Genomic DNA, 18,719 nt, shown 5'->3' on the forward strand with positions numbered 1-18,719 from the left:
GACGGCATGGGCCTCATGCCCGCGCGCGCGCAGACGTTGGGCAAGCTGGGAGAATTCCTCTGCCGCCTCTTCGGTCAGCATCTGGCGCGTCTTTGCTGGCTTCAGCCGTTCAGGATCGAGGAAGCAATTGCGCAGGAGATCGCGGGTGGCGCCATCGAGCAGATCATCCAGCGCGAATTCGTGGACCTCCTGCACCGTGTTCGTCCAGTTGGTGTGGATGCGGAAGCGGTCCATGTCACTGACGATCAGCAGCGGCGGATTGTCGAGCGCGATGGCATATTGCTGCAATTGGGCGAATGCGCGGTCGAGGTCCTTCTTCTTGCCCTTGTATTCCCAGGCGAAGCATTCCTTGCGCCAGACATCTGCCCAGCCCTCGCCCCCGCCGGTTTTGGAAGCGCCCTTTTCAAAGGTGAACCATTCGCCCTTGGGGTCGGCGGTGATCGGGTCTTCGATGTCGAGCAGGCGGCAAATGTCGTTAAAGTGCGACTGGGAAGCCGTACGCTCTTTCAGGTCAACGGCGCGCCATTTCTGGATAAATTCTGCAGGGGTCATGGGTAGTGGTTACTCCGCAGCCTCTAGCTCTTCTTCCGCGTAGTAATCCTCTTCGTCATGGTCGGATGGAACCTCGGCCTCTTTCAAAGCCTCCTTGCCCATCGCGTTTTCGATGATGGTCAACAGCCTCTGGCGCCGATCATCCATGAACCCCTCGAAGTCGTCGGCATGCAGATAGCTTTCCTCGATCTCGTGGCTCTGGAGGATCGCGGTCAGGCGATCGGGGGCAATCGCCGGATTGTTGTCATTACCCTTGGTCAACCTGCCCAGATAGGAGGAAGGGGCAACACCGCCGAGCATCCTGTTGGTGCCAGACGCAATCGGCGTCTTGTTGACGATGCTGTTGTAGATCTCCGGCCCAATCCCGACACTCTTGCACCACGCTTGCGGGAAGATGTGATGGATGTCGACATTCTCATCGAAGAACACAGCCTGGTCATAGGGCTGGCCTGACTTGAAGTCCTCCGCCCCGCATTTCATCAGCAGAGCATGAACACCCTTGTAGGCTGCCGAAAGCCTTGAGCGAAGGGTCCGCAACCTGCGCTCCTCAAAGCTGGCTCGCTGAACAGTCTGAGGCTCTGCGCCGCCCGACAGCCAAGGCTTGAAGTCGCGAATGTCGAGCGCGAAGCGGCTTTCAACCGCCGAACCATACAGCTCCCCAAACACTCCGGACCAGTACCAGCGGGCCAGCTTCTGCCGGACTGCGTCGTTTTCCCAGGCATTCCCAAGCTCTGCCAAAATCGCCGCAAGCGGGACAAGTTGGGTCTGATAGGGAAGATCCCGCGCCTTGAAGATCTTCAGCGAATGGAGAAACTTGGCTGCCGCGATGTAACCCGCTTCAACCTTCGGCGCGAACTTCTGGTATGCCGACAATGGAACCTGGAGCAGGCTGTTGCGCGTTGCGCTGATTGCCGGCGGCTCCTTGCCCGCTGCGGCCGCCGCTTCCCGTACCTCCTTGGTATATAGCAACGAGATCGCCTGCAGAAATTCGACGGGTTCGATCTTGTCTAGCACTGGTTGGCTTGAGACCAGTCGCTTACGGCGTTCCTTCCAATCGTCGCGCAGGTGGAATTCATCTGCCGCATACATCGCGGTCACAAGCTCGAATGCGTCGAGCGGCTTTCCGCCTGTGTTCACCTTTTCGAAAACGAGGCAGACAGCTGCCCTGCTCGTGTCCTTGCCCAGTTTGATAACCGGCACCTGATACTGGGTAAAATTGTTGACGACCTCCTGCATGAAGTCGTTGACCAGTTTGAGATGCTCCGCGCGCTGGGCGAGATCCTTGTAGATCCAAGCTGTTGCGGCCTGATTCCAAATATGCGCCTCAAACATTCGGTCGATCGGGAAATGCAGGTGTTCGAACTCGTTCTCCTCGGTTGAAAGATCGAGCTTGATGTCCCGGCCAAAGTTCTCGCGGATGATCCGGTCTTCGGGGACCGGCACAATGGCTTCGCTGCGCGGGACATCGGGATCGAGCGCTGCGCGAATATCGAAGTAGAAATGCAGCTTGATCGGTCGCTTCTTCACAGTCTGAGTTGAGACTGGAACGGTTGTGTAAGTCGACTGGTAGAGCGAGGTCATGCGCTGCTGGCCATCAAGCAGGTAAGCCTCGATATCCTTGGAGGGAGAGGGCGCGCCCTCAACGGGGCGAACCGCAAACGACACTTCGCCAGTCGCATCCAAGGTCATAAGCGCACCCACTGGGAAGCCCTCAGAAATCGAAGCCAAAAGGTCGGTGATGCGATCTTGGTCCCAAACCCATCCACGCTGAAAATCTGGCAGCTGAAGCTTGCCCTCATGGCATTCGCGCATGAGGTCGCTGAGCTTGTATGGATTGGTCTGAAATGACGTCGTCAAGATTGCCCCCTGCCAACCGATTGGCGATGAATTGACTTTATAGAGAATTATTTAGCAAGAACGTAATGGACGAAATCTGTCTCGATCACTCCGTTTGGTCTATTGAAACGTCATTCTTGCACCACCGATCTGCACCCTCATGTCTCTAAGAGCTTCAAGGCAACGATGCTGGCACGAGCCGATAATGCCTCTGCGACCGGCGCGACCATTTCCTCAGCCGGATTGCCGGGCACCTGAACACCCTTCTCAATCTCCGCCCTCACCGCTTCAGTAAGGTCAGCCAACCGGCGACGGATGAAAGGCGCACCCAGCCCGGCCTCTTCCGCGAAGCGCGCGACGTTCCCGATGTCGAATTCCTCCACGGTCGCGGCGCGGCCAAATCGCATCGCGAGCTTTGGCGAGAGTTGCTTCCACATGTGTGTGGCGACGACATCGTAAAGCGGGGCAAGCGCCACTTCGCCGTTCTCAAGTCTTAGCAGGCTGTAATTCTTCGCGTGAGCGTCGGCGTTGCCGATGATGAGGTTGAAGATTGCCGCGTCGGCAAGTTTCAGCACTTCGCGTGCGGGTCGAGTGGCAGCGCTACGCAACAGCGCAAAGCCGTCCCGAAAGGTCGGTCCACCCTCTGCCGCGTATTTTCGGTTCGAGGGTACGCCAAGTGCTTGGGCGAAGTCTTCCTGGTGCAGTCGGTGTGTTTTTCCTTCAACCGAGATGCGATCATAGCGTTCAACCAGCAGGAACGGTTTCCCCGCAGCAGTGCGCCACTCTGCATGGGCTGCATCGATACCCACGGCGCGTGCCAAAGCGAGGCAGAAGGCCTCATTCGCAGCCAGGTAGGGAAAGCGGTCCGGTTCGGGCTTTATTAAATGGGTAGAGGGTTCGCCCGGACGAGGGATCGCGATGCCTCCTTCTGCGGTGAGCACCACGGGCAGTTTACTCTGAGCCCCTGCAAGGCTCAGCCTTGCGCCGCCCTCGCCTGCCAGCATGGGCACGGAAGGCAAACGGTTGAATAGTTCCGCTAGCTCGCCCTCTAGGAGTGGTTCTGGAGCGGTCGTGGAGTAGGCTTGGAACAGCTCTTCCCCCTCGGGCAGGAAGGCCAGAGTACCCGCAACATCTCCGCCCAAGGCCTCGAGCAGACGAAATGGATTGTCAGGCGAAACCCCAAGTGCCCGGGCGATAGCGGTGCGCTGACCTTCTTCGGGAAGCAGACCGCCAAAGACCGCCTTGCAGGCATGGTCCCCAAATGGCCCTTCCTGCTTAGGCATTGCGTGGGAAAGTGCCGGTGCCTTGTCGTCAGCGAGCCATTCCGGCAAATAGACGAAGTGCATCGCACCACCCTTGTCGATGGACAGTTCGCCCGCCTGACGCTCGCCCCACCAGACAACCAGCGTGTCCAAGACCGGCAGCATCACTCCACCTCGTCCTTCTTAGGCTCATCCATTCGACCGGCGGTCACGATTCCGTCGGGCCGCTTGATCTGTAGTTCGCATCCAAGGGCCGCGAGCACATCAAGCACCTTGCCCATTTGGACGGTGGGCTTTCCTCGCTCCAGCTCGACCAAAAAGCGCAGGCCCACCCCGCTTGCGGCGGCCAGCTCGTCCTGGCGTAGTCCAAGCTCCTTGCGTTCATCGCGAATGATCTTGCCGATAGTGGCAACATCGAGCATGTACGTTACCTTTCCCGAGCGGGAAATCTATGCCAATTTCCGGTCAATTGCAAGGGAATTTTCCCGAACGGGATATTTCGTCTTTGGAGAGACGTTTTGATAGGGTAGTTTTCCCGTGCGGGTAATATTCTGCTTCTCCAAAATTTCGTGATTCTGAGCCCCCGAATTGCTCAAAGCCAGATCTGAAAATTGCAGTTCAGGAAGGCGGGGTAGCAATTGTGGTAGCGAGCCCTCGAAGCGCTTCACATTTCCGTTAAACCACAAGTGATTGCATCAACCCACTTGCCACCTCCGTCTCCGCCACCTGGCGCCCCGATCGGCGTTCCCCCTCAAAATACGCGCCCGATACCCGACCTGGCGAAAAGACCTGTCGTTCGCGATGGCCAATTCGGCGATCCCTGCGTTAAGAGCGGGATATGTCCGATCGTCTCAAAGTCCTGCTTCAGCACATCCTGCCCAAACAGCGCCTGACCTCGTTCGCCGGGCGGGTCGCCGGGGCGCAGGGCGGGGCGATGACGACGCGGCTGGTCCGCTGGTTCGTGGGCCGGTACGGCGTGGATATGAGCGAGGCGGAAAATCCCGATATCGCCAGCTACGCCACGTTCAACGCCTTTTTCACCCGCCCGCTCAAGGCAGGTGCGCGCCCGCTGGCCGATGCGGATTTCGTGTGCCCGGTGGACGGCGCGATCAGCCAGTTCGGGGCTATCGACGATCATCATATCTTTCAGGCCAAGGGCCACCGTTTCACGACCACCGATCTGCTGGGCGGCGATGGCAATCTGGCGGCTGAGTTTCGGCACGGCAGCTTTGCCAATCTTTACCTGTCTCCCAAGGATTATCACCGCCTGCACATGCCCTGCGACGGCACGCTGCGACGCATGATCTATGTTCCCGGCGCGCTGTTCTCGGTAAATCCGGTTACCGCGCGCGGCGTGCCCAACCTCTTCGCCCGCAACGAACGGGTGGTCTGCCTATTCGATTCGCCAGAGCACGGACCGTTCGCGATGGTCTTGGTCGGCGCAACCATCGTCGGCAGCATGGAGACGGTGTGGCACGGCGTGGTCAATCCCAAGCGCACCGGCAAGGTATCGGAATGGAACTATGCCGACGGCGATGTGATTCTGCGGCAGGGGGAGGAGATGGGCCGCTTCCTGCTGGGGTCGACCATCGTGATGCTGTTCCGGTCCGGCACCATCTCCTTTAACCCGGACTGGGCCCCCGAACGCCCGATACGGCTTGGCGAGTTCATGGGCGAGCGTCCCTCGCAACAAGAGCGGTGACCCGCCAAAGGGCCTGACGATGCTACACGTCGTCCACCACCCCGGTTACGCGATTGCGCGAGAGAGCGCGGGCACATTCCCGCACGATAAGTATGCGTTGGTCATGCAATGGCTAGAGCAGAACGGCACGGCGATGACCGTGCATCGGCCCGAAATCATGCCCAGGGCTTGGCTGGAGGCGGTTCACGACCCTGCCTATGTCGAGGAAGTGATCAGCTGCACAGTCCCCGCCGCCAAGCAACGGCGAATCGGCTTTGCGATAGACGAGCGGGTTTCGCACCGGTCGCAGCTATCGCCCGGCGGCACATGGCTGGCCGCAAGGTTGGCGTGCCGGCACGGCTTCGCCGCAAACAGCGCCGGGGGCAGCCACCATGCATTGGCCGAGACCGGGGCGGGATACTGCGTGTTCAACGACCTTGCCGTGGCGGCGAACCGCCTGATCGAGGAGGGAGACGCATCGCGCATCCTGATCCTCGACCTCGACGTGCATCAGGGCGACGGGACCGCGGCGCTGATGGCGGGTCGGGCCGACATTTTCACGATGTCGCTGCACGCCGAAAAGAACTTCCCGACGCGGAAGGCGCGATCCTCGCTGGACATCGCCCTGCCCGACGCGGCGGGCGATGGTGCGTATCTGGAGGCGTTGGGCAGCGCGCTGCCGCAAGTTCTCGACCACTTCGCGCCCGAAATCGTGCTTTTGCAGGCGGGCGTCGATGCCCACGCGGACGACAAGTTGGGTCGACTGGCGCTGACCGACGGCGGACTAATCGCCCGCGACCAAATGGTGGCGGCGGAAGCGCGGCTGCGCGGGTTGCCCTTGGCCAGCACGCTAGGCGGCGGATACGGCAAGGACCGCGAAGCCGTGGCCGCCCGCCACGCCCGTACGATGCTGACGCTGGCGGCTGGGCGGGCCTGATTTGCGATTCCTGCGTTGATCGGGCACTATTGCGCCTTCCAGAACGCAGTGGGGTAAAGCGAATGACGCGCGGATCGGCCCTCGTGCTTGGCGGGGCACTTCTCACACTTTGCATCGGTGGCGGAGCTGCGGCGCAGGATGCGGCGGAATTGGCGGCGATCCTGTCGGGCAGCGCGCAGACCGGCGGGGCGCAGAAATCGCTGGGCAACTCCATCCGGCGCAGCATCAATTCGGCCAGCGTCGCTATCCCGGCGCGCCCTCCCGCGCGCAGCAGCCGCACGACGCGTCAGCGCAATCGCGGGGCGGTGCAGGTTGGCGGGCGATTGCCGGCAGGGGTGGATCCCCTGGAAGGGAGCGACGCCACGCAATACCGGCTGGGCAACGGGGTCGGCATTACGACCAGCGGCCGGATCAACACGGTGGGCGAAACGAAGTGCGTTAAGGATTGCCCCAAGCCGGGCGGTCAATAGCCGCAGTCACAGAACGCCGAGCAGGATCCCTAGCACGGCAAGAAACAGGCCCAGCGCGATCATCTTTCGGTGATCGCCGATAGCGTTTCGCCGCAGGGAATCGACGCCCATCAGAACGACGAACAGGCCGATGGTCGCAAAGACGATCCCAAGCAGAACGAAGGGCGTAACCAGCATTCCTGCATATTAGGCCGCATACCGGGATGGCGGCAATCGCAAGCCCACCCGAATCCGATCCATTACGGTGATTGTCACACCTGATGCGTGACATTGCGGATCAGGCCGCGTCTGGCAGGTCGTCCGGGTTCTTGCGATGCTTTTCCGTGCGGTGTTGATCAGGCGGGGCGAACCACTTGTGGCGATCTTCGTCGAAAGGCCGCCCGTCGGACAGCTCCTCGGCATTGACCGGGTAGGAAATCAGGTAGCCCTGAATCTGCGTGATCCCTTCGTTGCGCAACCATTCCAGCTGGCTCTGCCGCTCAACGCCCTCTGCCACCGTCGCCATGCCCATCGCGGTCGCCAGTTGCATGACCGCACGCACGATGGCCTGACAATCATCACGCTCTTCGATGTCCTCGATGAAGCACTTGTCGATCTTGATCTTGTCGAACGGAAAACTTCGCAGATAGTTCAGCGATGAGAACCCCGTCCCGAAATCGTCGAGCGCGATGCGCATCCCCAACGCGCGGAATTCGTGGAGCATCGCCACGTTCCGCTCGCTGTCGTGCATCAGCATGTTCTCGGTGATTTCCAGTTCGATCCGGTTCGCATCGATCGCGGTCTTGCGGATCGCCTCGGTCAGCGTCGGCAATAGGCGTGGCGAGCGCATCTGTAGGGGTGAGAGGTTGATCGCCACTCGTTCCTGATCGGGCCAGCTCGCCGCCTCTTCGATCGCGTTGCGGATGATCCATTCGCCCAGCGCGACGATCAACCCGCTATCCTCTGCCAGCGGGATGAACTCCCCGGGCATGACCACGCCCCAGATCGGGCTGTGCCAGCGGACCAGCGTTTCGAATCCCACCGTCTTGCGGTGATGTATGTCGTAGAGCGGCTGATAATGCAGCGTGAATTCGCCGTTCTGGATCGCGGTGCGCAAGTCCGCCTCCAGCTGCGCGCGTTCGCGGTCGCGTTCCTCCAGCCACGGTTCGAACTCGGCATACGTGCTACGACCCAGCGCCTTGGCGGCATAGAGCGCAAGGTCGGCCTGACGCAGCAGGTCGTCCGGCCCGCCGGTACCGTCCGCACCCGGCCCTTCGAAGTGGGCGATGCCGATGCTGGTGCTGGTCGACAGCTTCTGGTCGTCGATGATGAAGGGCCGCTGCAACTGGTCGACAATGCGTTGGGCAACGGCCTTGGCGTCGGACCGGCTGGACAGGCGCGTCAGAAGCACTGCAAACTCGTCGCCACCCAGCCGCGCGACAAGGTCATGGCTTTTTACGCATTCGGCGATGCGCCCGGCGGCGTCAGATAGCAGCCGGTCGCCGGTCGAGTGGCCGAAGGTGTCGTTGATCTGCTTGAAATGGTCGAGATCGAGGTAGAGTAGCGCCGATTGGCCGGTGGTCTTCTTGCGCTCCAGCACCTCGCGCAGCGTCTCGCCGAACAGGAATCGGTTGGCGATGCCGGTCAGCATGTCGTGGTGCGCCATGAAATTCATGCGCTCCACCGCCTGCCGCGTGTCGGTCGTATCGCGCGCCACGCCGTGCATCGTGCCGTCGTCCCAGCAATTGGCCGACAGCGTCCACCAGCGGGTTTCACCGTCGACATTCAGGCTGATCGTTAGGTCGCGAAACGGCTGGCGGACCAGCAGGCGATGGGCGAGCAATTCGCGCGCAGGACCATGTTCGAACAGCGATACGAATTCGCGCCCTTCAAGCTCAGAAGTGGCAAGGCCCGATGCCTCACCGAACCGGTCGCAAACTTGCACGAGGCAGGCGGCGCGGTCGACCTGCCATAACCAGTCAGCGCTCTACGCTTCGTAATCGTGGAGCAGCAGCTGGATCGTCTCGGCGCTTTCGGCCAGTTCGGCCTCACCCTCGAACTTGCGGCGATAGAGCTTTGCATCGTCTGCTATGCCGCGCAGCAGAACAAGCGTGAGAGCCGCGATCAACAGGCCTGCCACCGGGTCGATATGCCCGCCCATCGCATAGCTGATCGCCACCCCGGCGCAGGCCATCGCTCCAACGAAGACGATGCACACCTCTGGCAGGGCGCGGTAATAGATCATCGAGGAAGTGATGACCCCGGCGGACAGGATGCCGAGCAGGTATAGCTCAGGCTCGCTGGCCAAGACCGCGAACATCGTCATCCCGGTCGCCCAGCCCAGCGAATCGGCAACGCCCAGCGCCACCGCGAATCGGCGCTGTTGCCGGAAATAGAGAAGATCGATGGTCTCGGGCGTGAAACGGCGCACCTGTTCCACGCGAATCAGGCTGATCGCCAGCATCAGGCCCAGCCACAGGAACTGCAGCAGGATGCCGGGCCCGCCGATGCGGATCACGCAAGTCACGAAAGCGCCGAAAGCAGAAGTCGCGGCGGCCAGTTGGCCACGGTCCGCGTAATCCTGCAGGCGCCGCGTGAGCAGGTAATCCGCTCGGCCGAAAAGGGCGGCCTGTCTGCCTCCCATAAACCTTTACCACCGTTTCCCTGTACAGTCAGGGAAGCATTCCTAAACGGCGGGGGTAAATCCCGGGTAAAGAAGGGTTTGGCGGTCCGCTGCGATGCCGGACATCACCATGCGGAGGGCCACGAAAAACCCCCGCCGGACGGGTCCGACGGGGGTCTTTTCGTTTCGCGATCCCAGCGTGACGATCAGTCTTCGCTGTCCTCGACGCTGCCGTCGTGATCGGCGGCACCTTCGTTCAGGTAATCGCCCGCATCGGCATCCAGACCATGGGTCTCACCCTCAACCGCGGCCAGCGGATCGTCGCCGATCGCCGCTTCCGGGCCCTGGGCCAGCTCGGCCTCATGCTCCTGCTCCGCCGTTTCGGCGGCGACCAGCGCTTCCTGCATCTTGCGATACTGGGCGCGCAGCGCGGCGTCGCGGCTGGAGGCGGCCACGCGAACCCGGTTCATACCCGCGCCGGTACCGGCGGGGATGAGACGGCCCACGATGACGTTTTCCTTCAGACCGATCAACGAGTCGCGCTTGCCCTCGACTGCGGCCTGCGTGAGCACGCGCGTGGTTTCCTGGAACGAAGCGGCCGAGATGAACGACCGGGTCTGCAGCGAGGCCTTGGTGATGCCCAGCAGGACCGGCTTGCCCTCTGCCGGCTGCTTACCCTTGTCGAGCTTCGCGTTATACTCGAGCATTTCCTCGTAATCGACCTGTTCGCCCGGCAGCAGGGTGGTGTCGCCGCCGTTGGTGATCTCAACCTTCTGCAGCATCTGGCGAACGATCACCTCGATGTGCTTGTCGTTGATCTTCACGCCCTGCAACCGGTAGACTTCCTGAATCTCCGTGCAGAGATATTCGGCCAGAGCCTCTACGCCCAGCACTTCCAGAATGTCATGCGGATCGGGCGAGCCCGAAATCAGGTTGTCGCCCTTCTTGACGAAGTCGCCTTCCTGAACGTCGATCACCTTCGACTTGGGGATCAGGTATTCCACCGGATCACCTTCTTCGGGAACGATCGCGATCTTGCGCTTGGCCTTGTAGTCGCGAACGAATTCCATCCGGCCGCTGATCTTGGCGATGACCGCGTTGTCCTTCGGCTTGCGCGCCTCGAACAGTTCGGCAACGCGCGGCAGACCGCCGGTGATGTCGCGGGTCTTGGCGGCTTCGCGCGAAGCACGGGCAAGAATGTCACCCGCCTGCACTTCCTGACCATCCTCGACCGACAGGGTCGTACCGGGGGCGAGCAGGTAACGCGCGGCCTCGGTCTCGTCCCCGGCCTGACCCAGAAGGGTGATGCGCGGACGCAGGTCTTCCTTCTTGGAACGGCCCGCGGAACGGTACTCGATCACGACGCGCTGCGCGATGCCGGTGGCTTCGTCGACACGCTCTTCCAGGGTCTTGGTATCGACCAGGTCCTGATACTTCACGACGCCCGACTGCTCGGTGATGATCGGCAGGGTGAAAGGATCCCATTCCGCCATGCGATCGCCCTGCTTCACCTGCGCGCCGTCCTCGAACATGATCACGGTACCATAGGGGACGCGGTGCATCTCGCGCTCGCGCCCTTCGGCGTCGATGACGAGGATTTCGCCGCTGCGGGCCATCGACAGGCGGCGACCGCGCTTGTCGACGATGGTCGGCATGTCGCGATAGACCAGCTTGCCGTCCGACACCGCCTCAAGGTGGCTGGTTTCGTTCAGCTGCGCCGCGCCGCCGATGTGGAAGGTACGCATCGTCAGCTGCGTGCCCGGTTCACCGATCGACTGTGCCGCGATAACGCCAACGGCTTCACCGATGTTCACCGGCGTACCGCGGGCAAGGTCACGGCCATAGCACGTGCCGCAAACCCCCTGTTTCGCTTCGCAGACGAGCGGCGAACGGATCTTCGCGACCTGCGTCTCGGCTTCCTCGATCACCTTGATCGCGGCTTCGTCGAGAAGCTGCCCGGCCTTGGCCAGCACTTCGCCGGTCTTGGCATGGACGATATCCTCGGCCAGCGTGCGGCCCAGAATACGCTCACCCAGCGAGGCGATGGTCGAACCGCCCTGCACGATCGCGCGCATTTCCAGCGCGTTTTCGGTGCCGCAATCGTTTTCGACGATCACGCAGTCCTGCGACACGTCGACAAGGCGGCGGGTCAGATAGCCCGAGTTCGCCGTCTTGAGCGCGGTGTCGGCCAGACCTTTGCGGGCGCCGTGGGTCGAGTTGAAGTATTCAAGAACGGTCAGACCTTCCTTGAAGTTCGAGATGATCGGCGTTTCGATGATCTCGCCCGACGGCTTGGCCATCAGGCCGCGCATCCCGGCCAGCTGCTTCATCTGGGCCGGGCTACCACGCGCGCCAGAGTGGCTCATCATGTAGATCGAGTTGATCGGCTTCATACGGCCGGTCTCTTCGTCCACGGGCTGAGACTTGATGCGGTCCATCATCTCGGCCGCGACCTGGTCGCCGCAACGGCTCCAGGCGTCGATCGCCTTGTTGTACTTTTCCTGCCAGGTGATGAGGCCGTCCTGGTACTGCTGCTCGTAATCGGCAACCAGCGCCTTTGTTTCGGCGATCATCGCTTCCTTGGTTTCGGGGATGATCATGTCGTCCTTGCCGAACGAGATGCCCGCACGGCACGCGTGACGGAAGCCCAGAACCATGATCGCGTCGGCGAAGAGGACCGTGTCCTTCTGGCCGGTGTGACGATAGACCTGATCGATGACGTCGCCGATTTCCTTCTTAGTGAGAAGGCGGTTGATGACGTCGAACGGCACGGTGTGGCTCTTCGGCAGGCATTCGCCGATCAGCATCCGGCCCGGCGTGGTTTCCACGCGCGCCATGTACTGGTTGCCGGCCTCGTCGGTCTGCGGCACGCGGGCCGTGATCTTCGAGTGCAGCGTGACCGCGCCGACTTCCAGCGCCTGGTGCACTTCGGCCATGTCGCTGAACGCCATGCCCTGACCGGGCTCGTTCTCCAGCTCCATCGACAGGTAGTACAGGCCCAGCACCATGTCCTGCGAAGGCACGATGATCGGCTTGCCGTTCGCGGGCGAGAGGATGTTGTTGGTCGACATCATCAGGACGCGCGCTTCCAGCTGTGCCTCAAGGCTCAGCGGAACGTGGACGGCCATCTGGTCACCGTCGAAGTCGGCGTTGAAGGCCGAGCAGACGAGCGGGTGCAGCTGGATCGCCTTGCCCTCGATGAGGACGGGTTCGAACGCCTGAATGCCAAGGCGGTGCAGCGTCGGTGCGCGGTTCAGCATCACCGGGTGCTCACGGATCACCTCGTCAAGGATGTCCCAGACTTCCTTGCGCTCCTTCTCGACCCACTTCTTCGCCTGCTTCAGGGTCATTGACAGACCCTTGGCATCGAGGCGGGCGTAGATGAACGGCTTGAACAGTTCGAGCGCCATCTTCTTGGGCAACCCGCACTGGTGCAGTTTCAGTTCCGGCCCGGTCACGATGACCGAACGGCCCGAATAGTCGACGCGCTTGCCCAGAAGGTTCTGGCGGAAGCGGCCCTGCTTGCCCTTCAGCATGTCGGACAGCGACTTCAGCGGACGCTTGTTCGCGCCGGTGATGACGCGGCCACGGCGGCCGTTGTCGAACAGGGCGTCGACCGCTTCCTGCAGCATGCGCTTTTCGTTGCGGACGATGATGTCCGGCGCGCGCAGTTCGATCAGGCGCTTCAACCGGTTGTTACGGTTGATGACGCGGCGGTAGAGGTCGTTGAGGTCCGACGTCGCGAAACGGCCACCGTCCAGCGGGACCAGCGGGCGCAGTTCGGGCGGAATAACCGGCACGACTTCAAGGATCATCCATTCGGGACGGTTGCCCGAATCGATGAAGCTTTCCACGACCTTCAGACGCTTGATGATCTTGGCGGGCTTCAGCGTCGACTTGGTCGTCGCCAGCTCTTCCAGCAGCGCCTCACGCTCAGACTCGAGGTCGAGCTCCATCAGCATGATCTTGACCGCTTCGGCCCCGATGCCGGCGCTGAACGCGTCTTCGCCATACTCGTCCTGCGCGTCGAGAAGCTCGTCCTCGGTCAGCAGCTGGAACTTTTCGAGCGGGGTCAGGCCCGGCTCGATCACGACATAGCTTTCGAAGTAGAGAACGCGCTCAAGCTGCTTGAGCTGCATGTCGAGCAGCAGGCCGATGCGCGAAGGCAGCGACTTCAGGAACCAGATGTGCGCGACCGGCGCGGCCAGTTCAATGTGGCCCATGCGTTCGCGGCGGACCTTGGTCACAGTGACTTCGACGCCGCACTTTTCGCAGACGACGCCCTTGTACTTCATGCGCTTGTACTTGCCGCACAGGCACTCATAGTCCTTCACGGGGCCGAAGATGCGCGCGCAGAACAGGCCGTCACGTTCCGGCTTGAACGTGCGGTAGTTGATCGTCTCGGGCTTCTTGATCTCGCCGAACGACCACGAACGGATGCGCTCTGGTGAGGCAAGACCGATCTGGATCTGGTCGAAGGTCTCGGTCTTGGCGACCGGATTGGCGAATTTGGTCAGTTCGTTCATTTTTCAAATCCCTTGAGGGGGGAAACCTGCATGCGAATGAGGGGCGGACGGGCCCGGTCCGAAGACTGTTGGTCCCGCCCGCGATCTCTCATTCAGCCGCCTCGGCCATGTCGTCGTCATCGCTCTCGTCGGTGAGCGAGGAGAGTTCGACGTTGAGGCCCAGCGAGCGCATTTCCTTGACCAGCACGTTGAAGCTTTCGGGAATGCCGGCTTCGAAGGTGTCGTCGCCCTTGACGATCGCTTCGTAGACCTTGGTGCGGCCGACCACGTCGTCCGACTTCACCGTCAGCATTTCCTGCAGCGTATAGGCCGCGCCATAGGCCTGAAGCGCCCAGACCTCCATTTCACCGAAGCGCTGACCACCGAACTGCGCCTTACCGCCCAGCGGCTGCTGGGTGACGAGCGAGTAGGGGCCGATCGAACGGGCGTGGATCTTGTCGTCGACAAGGTGGTGGAGCTTCAGCATGTAGATGATGCCCACGGTAACCTTGCGGTCGAACGCCTCACCGGTACGACCGTCGTACAGCGTCGACTGGCCAGACGAGGCATAGCCCGCCTTTTCCAGCATTGCCGTCACGTCGCCTTCGCGCGCGCCGTCGAACACCGGGGTGCCCATCGGAACGCCGCGGCGCAAGTTGCCGGCCAGCTCGAAGATCTCGCCCGACGTGCGGTTGTCGATGTCGTCGTCGTAGTTCTCGCCGTAGACGTCTTTCAGCTTCTCGACCAGCGCCGCGGGCGGCGGGCCTGCCGTCGGATCGGGGTTCTCGGCCTTCCACTCGTCCAGCATTTCCCCGATCTGCATGCCAAGGCCGCGCGCTGCGAAGCCAAGGTGCGTTTCAAAGATCTGACCGACGTTCATGCGCGAAGGCACGCCCAGCGGGTTCAGAACGATGTCGACGGGGGTACCGTCTTCAAGGAAGGGCATGTCTTCCTGCGGCAGGATGCGGCTGATGACGCCCTTGTTGCCGTGACGGCCAGCCATCTTGTCGCCCGGTTGGAGTTTCCTCTTCACCGCGACGAAGACCTTGACCATCTTGAGCACGCCCGGGGCCAGTTCGTCACCGCGTTCGAGCTTTTCCTTGCGGTCCTCGAACTTGGCGTTGATGGCCTTCACGGCCTCGTCGTACTGTTCCTTGACGGCTTCAAGCTGTGCCTGACGGCCATCGTCGGCCACCGCGAACTTGAACCATTCGTGGCGTTCGACTTCATCAAGGCCCTCTTCGGTGATTTCGCCGCCCTTCTTCACGCCCTTCGGCGCCGCCGAAGCGACCTGACCGACCAGCATGTCGCGCAGGCGGTTATACGTCGCGCGGTTCAGAATGGCGCGTTCGTCCTCGCGGTCCTTGGCGAGGCGTTCGATTTCCTCGTTCTGGATGGCGCGCGTACGGTCGTCCACCTCGATACCGTGGCGGTTGAAGACGCGCACGTCGACGATGGTGCCGGAAACGCCCGGCGGCAGGCGAAGCGAGGTGTCGCGCACGTCGCTGGCCTTTTCGCCGAAGATGGCGCGCAGAAGCTTTTCTTCGGGCGTCATCGGGCTTTCGCCCTTCGGCGTGATCTTGCCGACCAGAATGTCACCAGGGTGCACTTCGGCACCGATGTAGACGATGCCCGCTTCGTCGAGGTTGCGCAGTGCTTCCTCGCCCACATTGGGAATGTCGCGGGTGATGTCTTCGGGACCCAGCTTCGTATCGCGGGCCATGACCTCGAAGTCGTCGATGTGGATCGAGGTGAACACGTCGTCCTTCACGATGCGTTCGCTGATCAGGATCGAGTCTTCGTAGTTGTAACCGTTCCACGGCATGAACGCGACAAGGCTGTTGCGGCCCAGCGCCAGTTCGCCAAGGTCTGTCGACGGGCCGTCGGCGATGATGTCGCCGGACTGCACGACGTCGCCCACCTTCACCAGCGGACGCTGGTTGATGCAGGTGCTCTGGTTCGAACGTTCGAACTTTTGCAGGCGATAGATGTCGACGCCCGACTGGCCGGGTTCGACATCGCCGATGGCGCGGATCACGATACGGGTTGCGTCGACCTGATCGACGATACCGCCGCGACGGGCCGAGATGGCGGCGCCGGAATCGCGGGCCACCGTTTCTTCCATGCCGGTGCCGACCCAAGGCGCTTCGGCCTTGACCAGCGGCACAGCCTGACGCTGCATGTTCGATCCCATGAGCGCGCGGTTGGCGTCATCGTTTTCCAGGAACGGAATCAGCGACGCGGCGACCGAGACGAGCTGCTTGGGCGAGACGTCCATCAGCGTGACCTGATCGCTCGGGCTCATCACGAATTCGCCGTTCTGGCGGGCCGATACGAGATCCTCGACGAACTTGCCTTCGGTGTCGGTGTCTGCCGACGCCTGCGCGACGGTGTTCTTCTGCTCTTCCATGGCCGACAGGTACTGGACCTCGCCGGTCACCTTGCCGTCGATCACCTTGCGGTACGGGGTTTCGATGAAACCGTATTTGTTGACGCGCGCAAAGGTCGACAGCGAGTTGATCAGACCGATGTTCGGGCCTTCGGGCGTTTCAATCGGGCAGATGCGGCCATAGTGCGTCGGGTGAACGTCGCGGACTTCGAAGCCTGCACGCTCACGCGTAAGACCGCCCGGGCCAAGCGCCGAAACGCGGCGCTTGTGGGTGACTTCCGAAAGCGGGTTGGTCTGGTCCATGAACTGCGACAGCTGCGACGAACCGAAGAATTCGCGCACCGCGGCAACCGCGGGCTTCGCGTTGATCAGGTCGTTCGGCATGACGGTCGACACGTCTACCGAAGACATGCGTTCCTTCACCGCGCGTTCCATGCGCAGCAGGCCGACGCGATACTGGTTTTCCAGCAGCTCACCCACCGAACGCACGCGGCGGTTGGCAAGGTTGTCGATGTCGTCGACTTCGCCCTTGCCGTCCTTCAGGTCGACCAGTTCCTTGACGACTGCGAGGATATCCTCGTTGCGCAGGGTCGTGATCGTGTCCTCGGCATCGAGGCCGAGACGCATATTCAGCTTCACGCGGCCCACGGCCGACAGGTCATAGCGTTCGCCGTCGAAGAACAGGCCTTCGAATAACGCTTCGGCTGTTTCCTTCGTCGGCGGTTCGCCGGGGCGCATAACCTTGTAGATCGCCTCAAGACCCATGTCGCGATTTTCGGCCTTGTCGGCCTGCATCGTGTTGCGGATCCAGGGGCCGGTGTTGACGTGGTCGATGTCCAGCAGTTCCAGCCGGTCGACGCCAGCGTTGTCCAGCGCCTCAAGGTTATCGGGGCTGACTTCCTCGCCCGCCTCGATCCAGATGCGGCCGGTCGACTCGTCGATCATGTCCTTCGACGCATAGCGGCCGAAGATTTCCTCGGTCGGGATCAGCAGGTTGGCAAGGCCGTCCTTGGCCGCTTTGTTCGCAGCGCGCGGGCTGATCTTGGTGCCGGCGGGGAAGACGACTTCGCCGCTGTCGGCATCGACGATGTCGAACGCCGGCTTCTGGCCGCGCCAGGCTTCGGGCGTGAACGGGATCTTCCACCCACCCTCGCCGCGTTCCCACACGACGATGTCGTAGAAGTGGTCGAGGATCTGTTCGCTGTCGAGGCCCAGCGCATAGAGCAGCGCGGTGACCGGCAGCTTGCGCTTGCGGTCGATACGGACGTTGACGATGTCCTTGGCGTCGAATTCGAAGTCCAGCCACGAGCCGCGGTACGGAATGACGCGCGCGGCGAATAGGTACTTGCCCGAAGAGTGGGTCTTGCCGCGGTCATGGTCGAACAGAACGCCCGGCGAGCGGTGCATCTGCGAAACGATGACGCGTTCGGTGCCGTTGACGATGAAGGTGCCGTTCTCGGTCATGAGCGGCATGTCGCCCATGTAAACGTCCTGCTCCTTGATATCGAGAACGCTGCGCGCCTCTGTATCGGGATCGATTTCGAAAACGATCAGGCGCAGCGTGACCTTCATCGGCGCCGCATAGGTGATGCCGCGCTGACGACACTCGGTCGTGTCGTACTTGGGGTCTTCCAGCTCGTAATGGACGAAGTCCAGTTCCGCAGTGCCCGCAAAGTCGCGGATCGGAAACACCGAGCGCAGCGTCTTTTCAAGGCCCGAGACATAGCCGGTTGCCGGATCGGAGCGCAGGAACTGTTCATAGCTCTCGCGCTGAACCTCGATCAGGTTCGGCATTTCGACGACTTCGTGGATGTCGCCAAAGATCTTGCGGATGCGCTTCTTTGCAGTCGGGCGGATGCCCGCCTCGTTCAGCTGGGTTGCCATGAGGGTGTTTGGCCTCTTGCTTCGTGTTGTGCCGATTCGGTCCGTCAACTGACCGTCCCGGCATGGGATTTCGTCGCACGCGATGCGATGCTCCAGAAACGACAAAAGGCCGCAGGACAAACGGGAAACCGCCCCTTTCGAGGCATTCCCGGCCCACAGCCGTCGCGTCGTTGTGCTGGTTTCAAGGCCTCCATCCCGGGCCGACCCCCGCGCCAGGGCCGCCTTGCTCGAAGCCTTCGAACAGAGGCGCATATAGGGCGCGGGGGCGGGGGTGTCAAAGGGTGCGGGCCGGATGATTCGGGCGTTTGGGCGCGCGAAAGCGGACCGAATGGCGAGCTGCCATCGGAATTTTCCGTAAAACAATCACGGACTTATCGTTTTTCGATATTTATCGATTGACGATATGCCGCACTGGGTTCATATCGTTTTTCAACAAACCACATATCGGAGTTCAACAATATGTCCCGCATGCTTACCCAGTCCGCCGCGATTTCCTTCGCCATGCTGCTCGCCGTCGCCCTATGGGCACCGACCGTCAGCCCCGTCGCCACATCGCAGCTTTCAACCGTCACAAGCCTGGTCCTCGCCTGAGGATCGGGAC

Annotated in this window: 12 protein-coding genes and 1 pseudogene; 4 read left to right on the forward strand and 9 right to left on the reverse strand. The window is 61.8% G+C overall.

Going from position 1 to position 18,719, the window contains the following annotated elements; translation table 11 throughout:
• Positions 1-84 precede the first annotated feature (84 nt).
• The 4 genes and pseudogenes from AB433_RS21660 to AB433_RS15140 all read right to left on the reverse strand — a co-directional run.
• Positions 85-552, reverse strand: a pseudogene (locus tag AB433_RS21660) (type IIL restriction-modification enzyme MmeI); the annotation flags it as partial.
• 9 nt (positions 553-561) lie between these two features.
• On the reverse strand, positions 562-2,409 hold the full coding sequence (locus AB433_RS15130; RefSeq protein ID WP_156170844.1) for a DUF262 domain-containing protein: 1,848 nt from the start codon (positions 2,407-2,409) through the stop codon (positions 562-564).
• A 137-nt stretch (positions 2,410-2,546) separates the two neighbouring features.
• Complete coding sequence (locus AB433_RS15135; RefSeq protein WP_047822158.1) at positions 2,547-3,815, reverse strand: type II toxin-antitoxin system HipA family toxin; 1,269 nt, start codon at positions 3,813-3,815, stop codon at positions 2,547-2,549.
• Positions 3,815-4,072 (reverse strand): helix-turn-helix transcriptional regulator, encoded by a 258-nt coding sequence (locus tag AB433_RS15140; RefSeq protein ID WP_047822160.1) that lies wholly within the window; start codon positions 4,070-4,072, stop codon positions 3,815-3,817. Before AB433_RS15140 ends, AB433_RS15135 begins: the two co-directional genes overlap by 1 nt.
• A 416-nt stretch (positions 4,073-4,488) precedes the next feature.
• On the opposite strand from AB433_RS15140, the gene asd reads away from it, so the two are divergent.
• The 3 genes from asd (at position 4,489) to AB433_RS15155 (ending at position 6,738) form a co-directional block, all read left to right on the forward strand.
• Positions 4,489-5,352, forward strand: coding sequence for an archaetidylserine decarboxylase (gene asd, locus AB433_RS15145; RefSeq protein ID WP_047822162.1), 864 nt, complete (start codon positions 4,489-4,491; stop codon positions 5,350-5,352).
• A gap of 19 nt (positions 5,353-5,371) precedes the next feature.
• The gene (locus AB433_RS15150) at positions 5,372-6,268 is read left to right on the forward strand and encodes a histone deacetylase family protein (RefSeq protein WP_047822164.1); all 897 of its coding nucleotides are present in this window, start codon (positions 5,372-5,374) and stop codon (positions 6,266-6,268) included.
• Between the two features lie 62 nt (positions 6,269-6,330).
• A complete protein-coding gene (locus tag AB433_RS15155) occupies positions 6,331-6,738 on the forward strand; it encodes a hypothetical protein (protein ID WP_047822166.1) in 408 nt (135 codons plus the stop codon).
• 6 nt (positions 6,739-6,744) lie between these two features.
• On the opposite strand, the gene AB433_RS20640 is transcribed toward AB433_RS15155, so the two are convergent.
• The 5 genes from AB433_RS20640 to rpoB form a co-directional block, all read right to left on the reverse strand.
• On the reverse strand, positions 6,745-6,915 hold the full coding sequence (locus AB433_RS20640; RefSeq protein WP_156170846.1) for a hypothetical protein: 171 nt from the start codon (positions 6,913-6,915) through the stop codon (positions 6,745-6,747).
• Positions 6,916-7,015: 100 nt separating this feature from the next.
• Complete coding sequence (locus AB433_RS15160; RefSeq protein WP_156170847.1) at positions 7,016-8,662, reverse strand: putative bifunctional diguanylate cyclase/phosphodiesterase; 1,647 nt, start codon at positions 8,660-8,662, stop codon at positions 7,016-7,018.
• Between the two features lie 42 nt (positions 8,663-8,704).
• Complete coding sequence (locus AB433_RS15165) at positions 8,705-9,361, reverse strand: hypothetical protein (RefSeq protein WP_047822168.1); 657 nt, start codon at positions 9,359-9,361, stop codon at positions 8,705-8,707.
• 185 nt (positions 9,362-9,546) lie between these two features.
• The gene (rpoC, locus tag AB433_RS15170) at positions 9,547-13,866 is read right to left on the reverse strand and encodes a DNA-directed RNA polymerase subunit beta' (RefSeq protein ID WP_047822170.1); all 4,320 of its coding nucleotides are present in this window, start codon (positions 13,864-13,866) and stop codon (positions 9,547-9,549) included.
• Between the two features lie 88 nt (positions 13,867-13,954).
• The gene (gene rpoB / locus AB433_RS15175) at positions 13,955-18,118 is read right to left on the reverse strand and encodes a DNA-directed RNA polymerase subunit beta (protein WP_047822172.1); all 4,164 of its coding nucleotides are present in this window, start codon (positions 18,116-18,118) and stop codon (positions 13,955-13,957) included.
• A 459-nt stretch (positions 18,119-18,577) separates the two neighbouring features.
• Between rpoB and AB433_RS21580 the strand changes: the two genes are divergently transcribed.
• Positions 18,578-18,709 (forward strand): hypothetical protein, encoded by a 132-nt coding sequence (locus AB433_RS21580; protein WP_260181931.1) that lies wholly within the window; start codon positions 18,578-18,580, stop codon positions 18,707-18,709.
• Positions 18,710-18,719: the final 10 nt, after the last annotated feature.

The organism is Croceicoccus naphthovorans (assembly GCF_001028705.1).
GTDB classification, from domain to species: Bacteria; Pseudomonadota; Alphaproteobacteria; order Sphingomonadales; family Sphingomonadaceae; genus Croceicoccus; species Croceicoccus naphthovorans.

Bases quoted from the DNA above. Each gene is read 5' to 3' on its own strand.
- AB433_RS15135 (WP_047822158.1), bottom strand. From the start codon at position 3,815: ATGCTGCCGGTCTTGGACACGCTGGTTGTCTGGTGGGGCGAGCGTCAG.
- AB433_RS15140 (WP_047822160.1), bottom strand. From the start codon at position 4,072: ATGCTCGATGTTGCCACTATCGGCAAGATCATTCGCGATGAACGCAAG.
- asd (WP_047822162.1), top strand. From the start codon at position 4,489: ATGTCCGATCGTCTCAAAGTCCTGCTTCAGCACATCCTGCCCAAACAG.
- AB433_RS15150 (WP_047822164.1), top strand. From the start codon at position 5,372: ATGCTACACGTCGTCCACCACCCCGGTTACGCGATTGCGCGAGAGAGC.
- AB433_RS15155 (WP_047822166.1), top strand. From the start codon at position 6,331: ATGACGCGCGGATCGGCCCTCGTGCTTGGCGGGGCACTTCTCACACTT.
- AB433_RS20640 (WP_156170846.1), bottom strand. From the start codon at position 6,915: ATGCTGGTTACGCCCTTCGTTCTGCTTGGGATCGTCTTTGCGACCATC.
- AB433_RS15165 (WP_047822168.1), bottom strand. From the start codon at position 9,361: ATGGGAGGCAGACAGGCCGCCCTTTTCGGCCGAGCGGATTACCTGCTC.
- rpoC (WP_047822170.1), bottom strand. From the start codon at position 13,866: ATGAACGAACTGACCAAATTCGCCAATCCGGTCGCCAAGACCGAGACC.
- rpoB (WP_047822172.1), bottom strand. From the start codon at position 18,118: ATGGCAACCCAGCTGAACGAGGCGGGCATCCGCCCGACTGCAAAGAAG.
- AB433_RS21580 (WP_260181931.1), top strand. From the start codon at position 18,578: ATGTCCCGCATGCTTACCCAGTCCGCCGCGATTTCCTTCGCCATGCTG.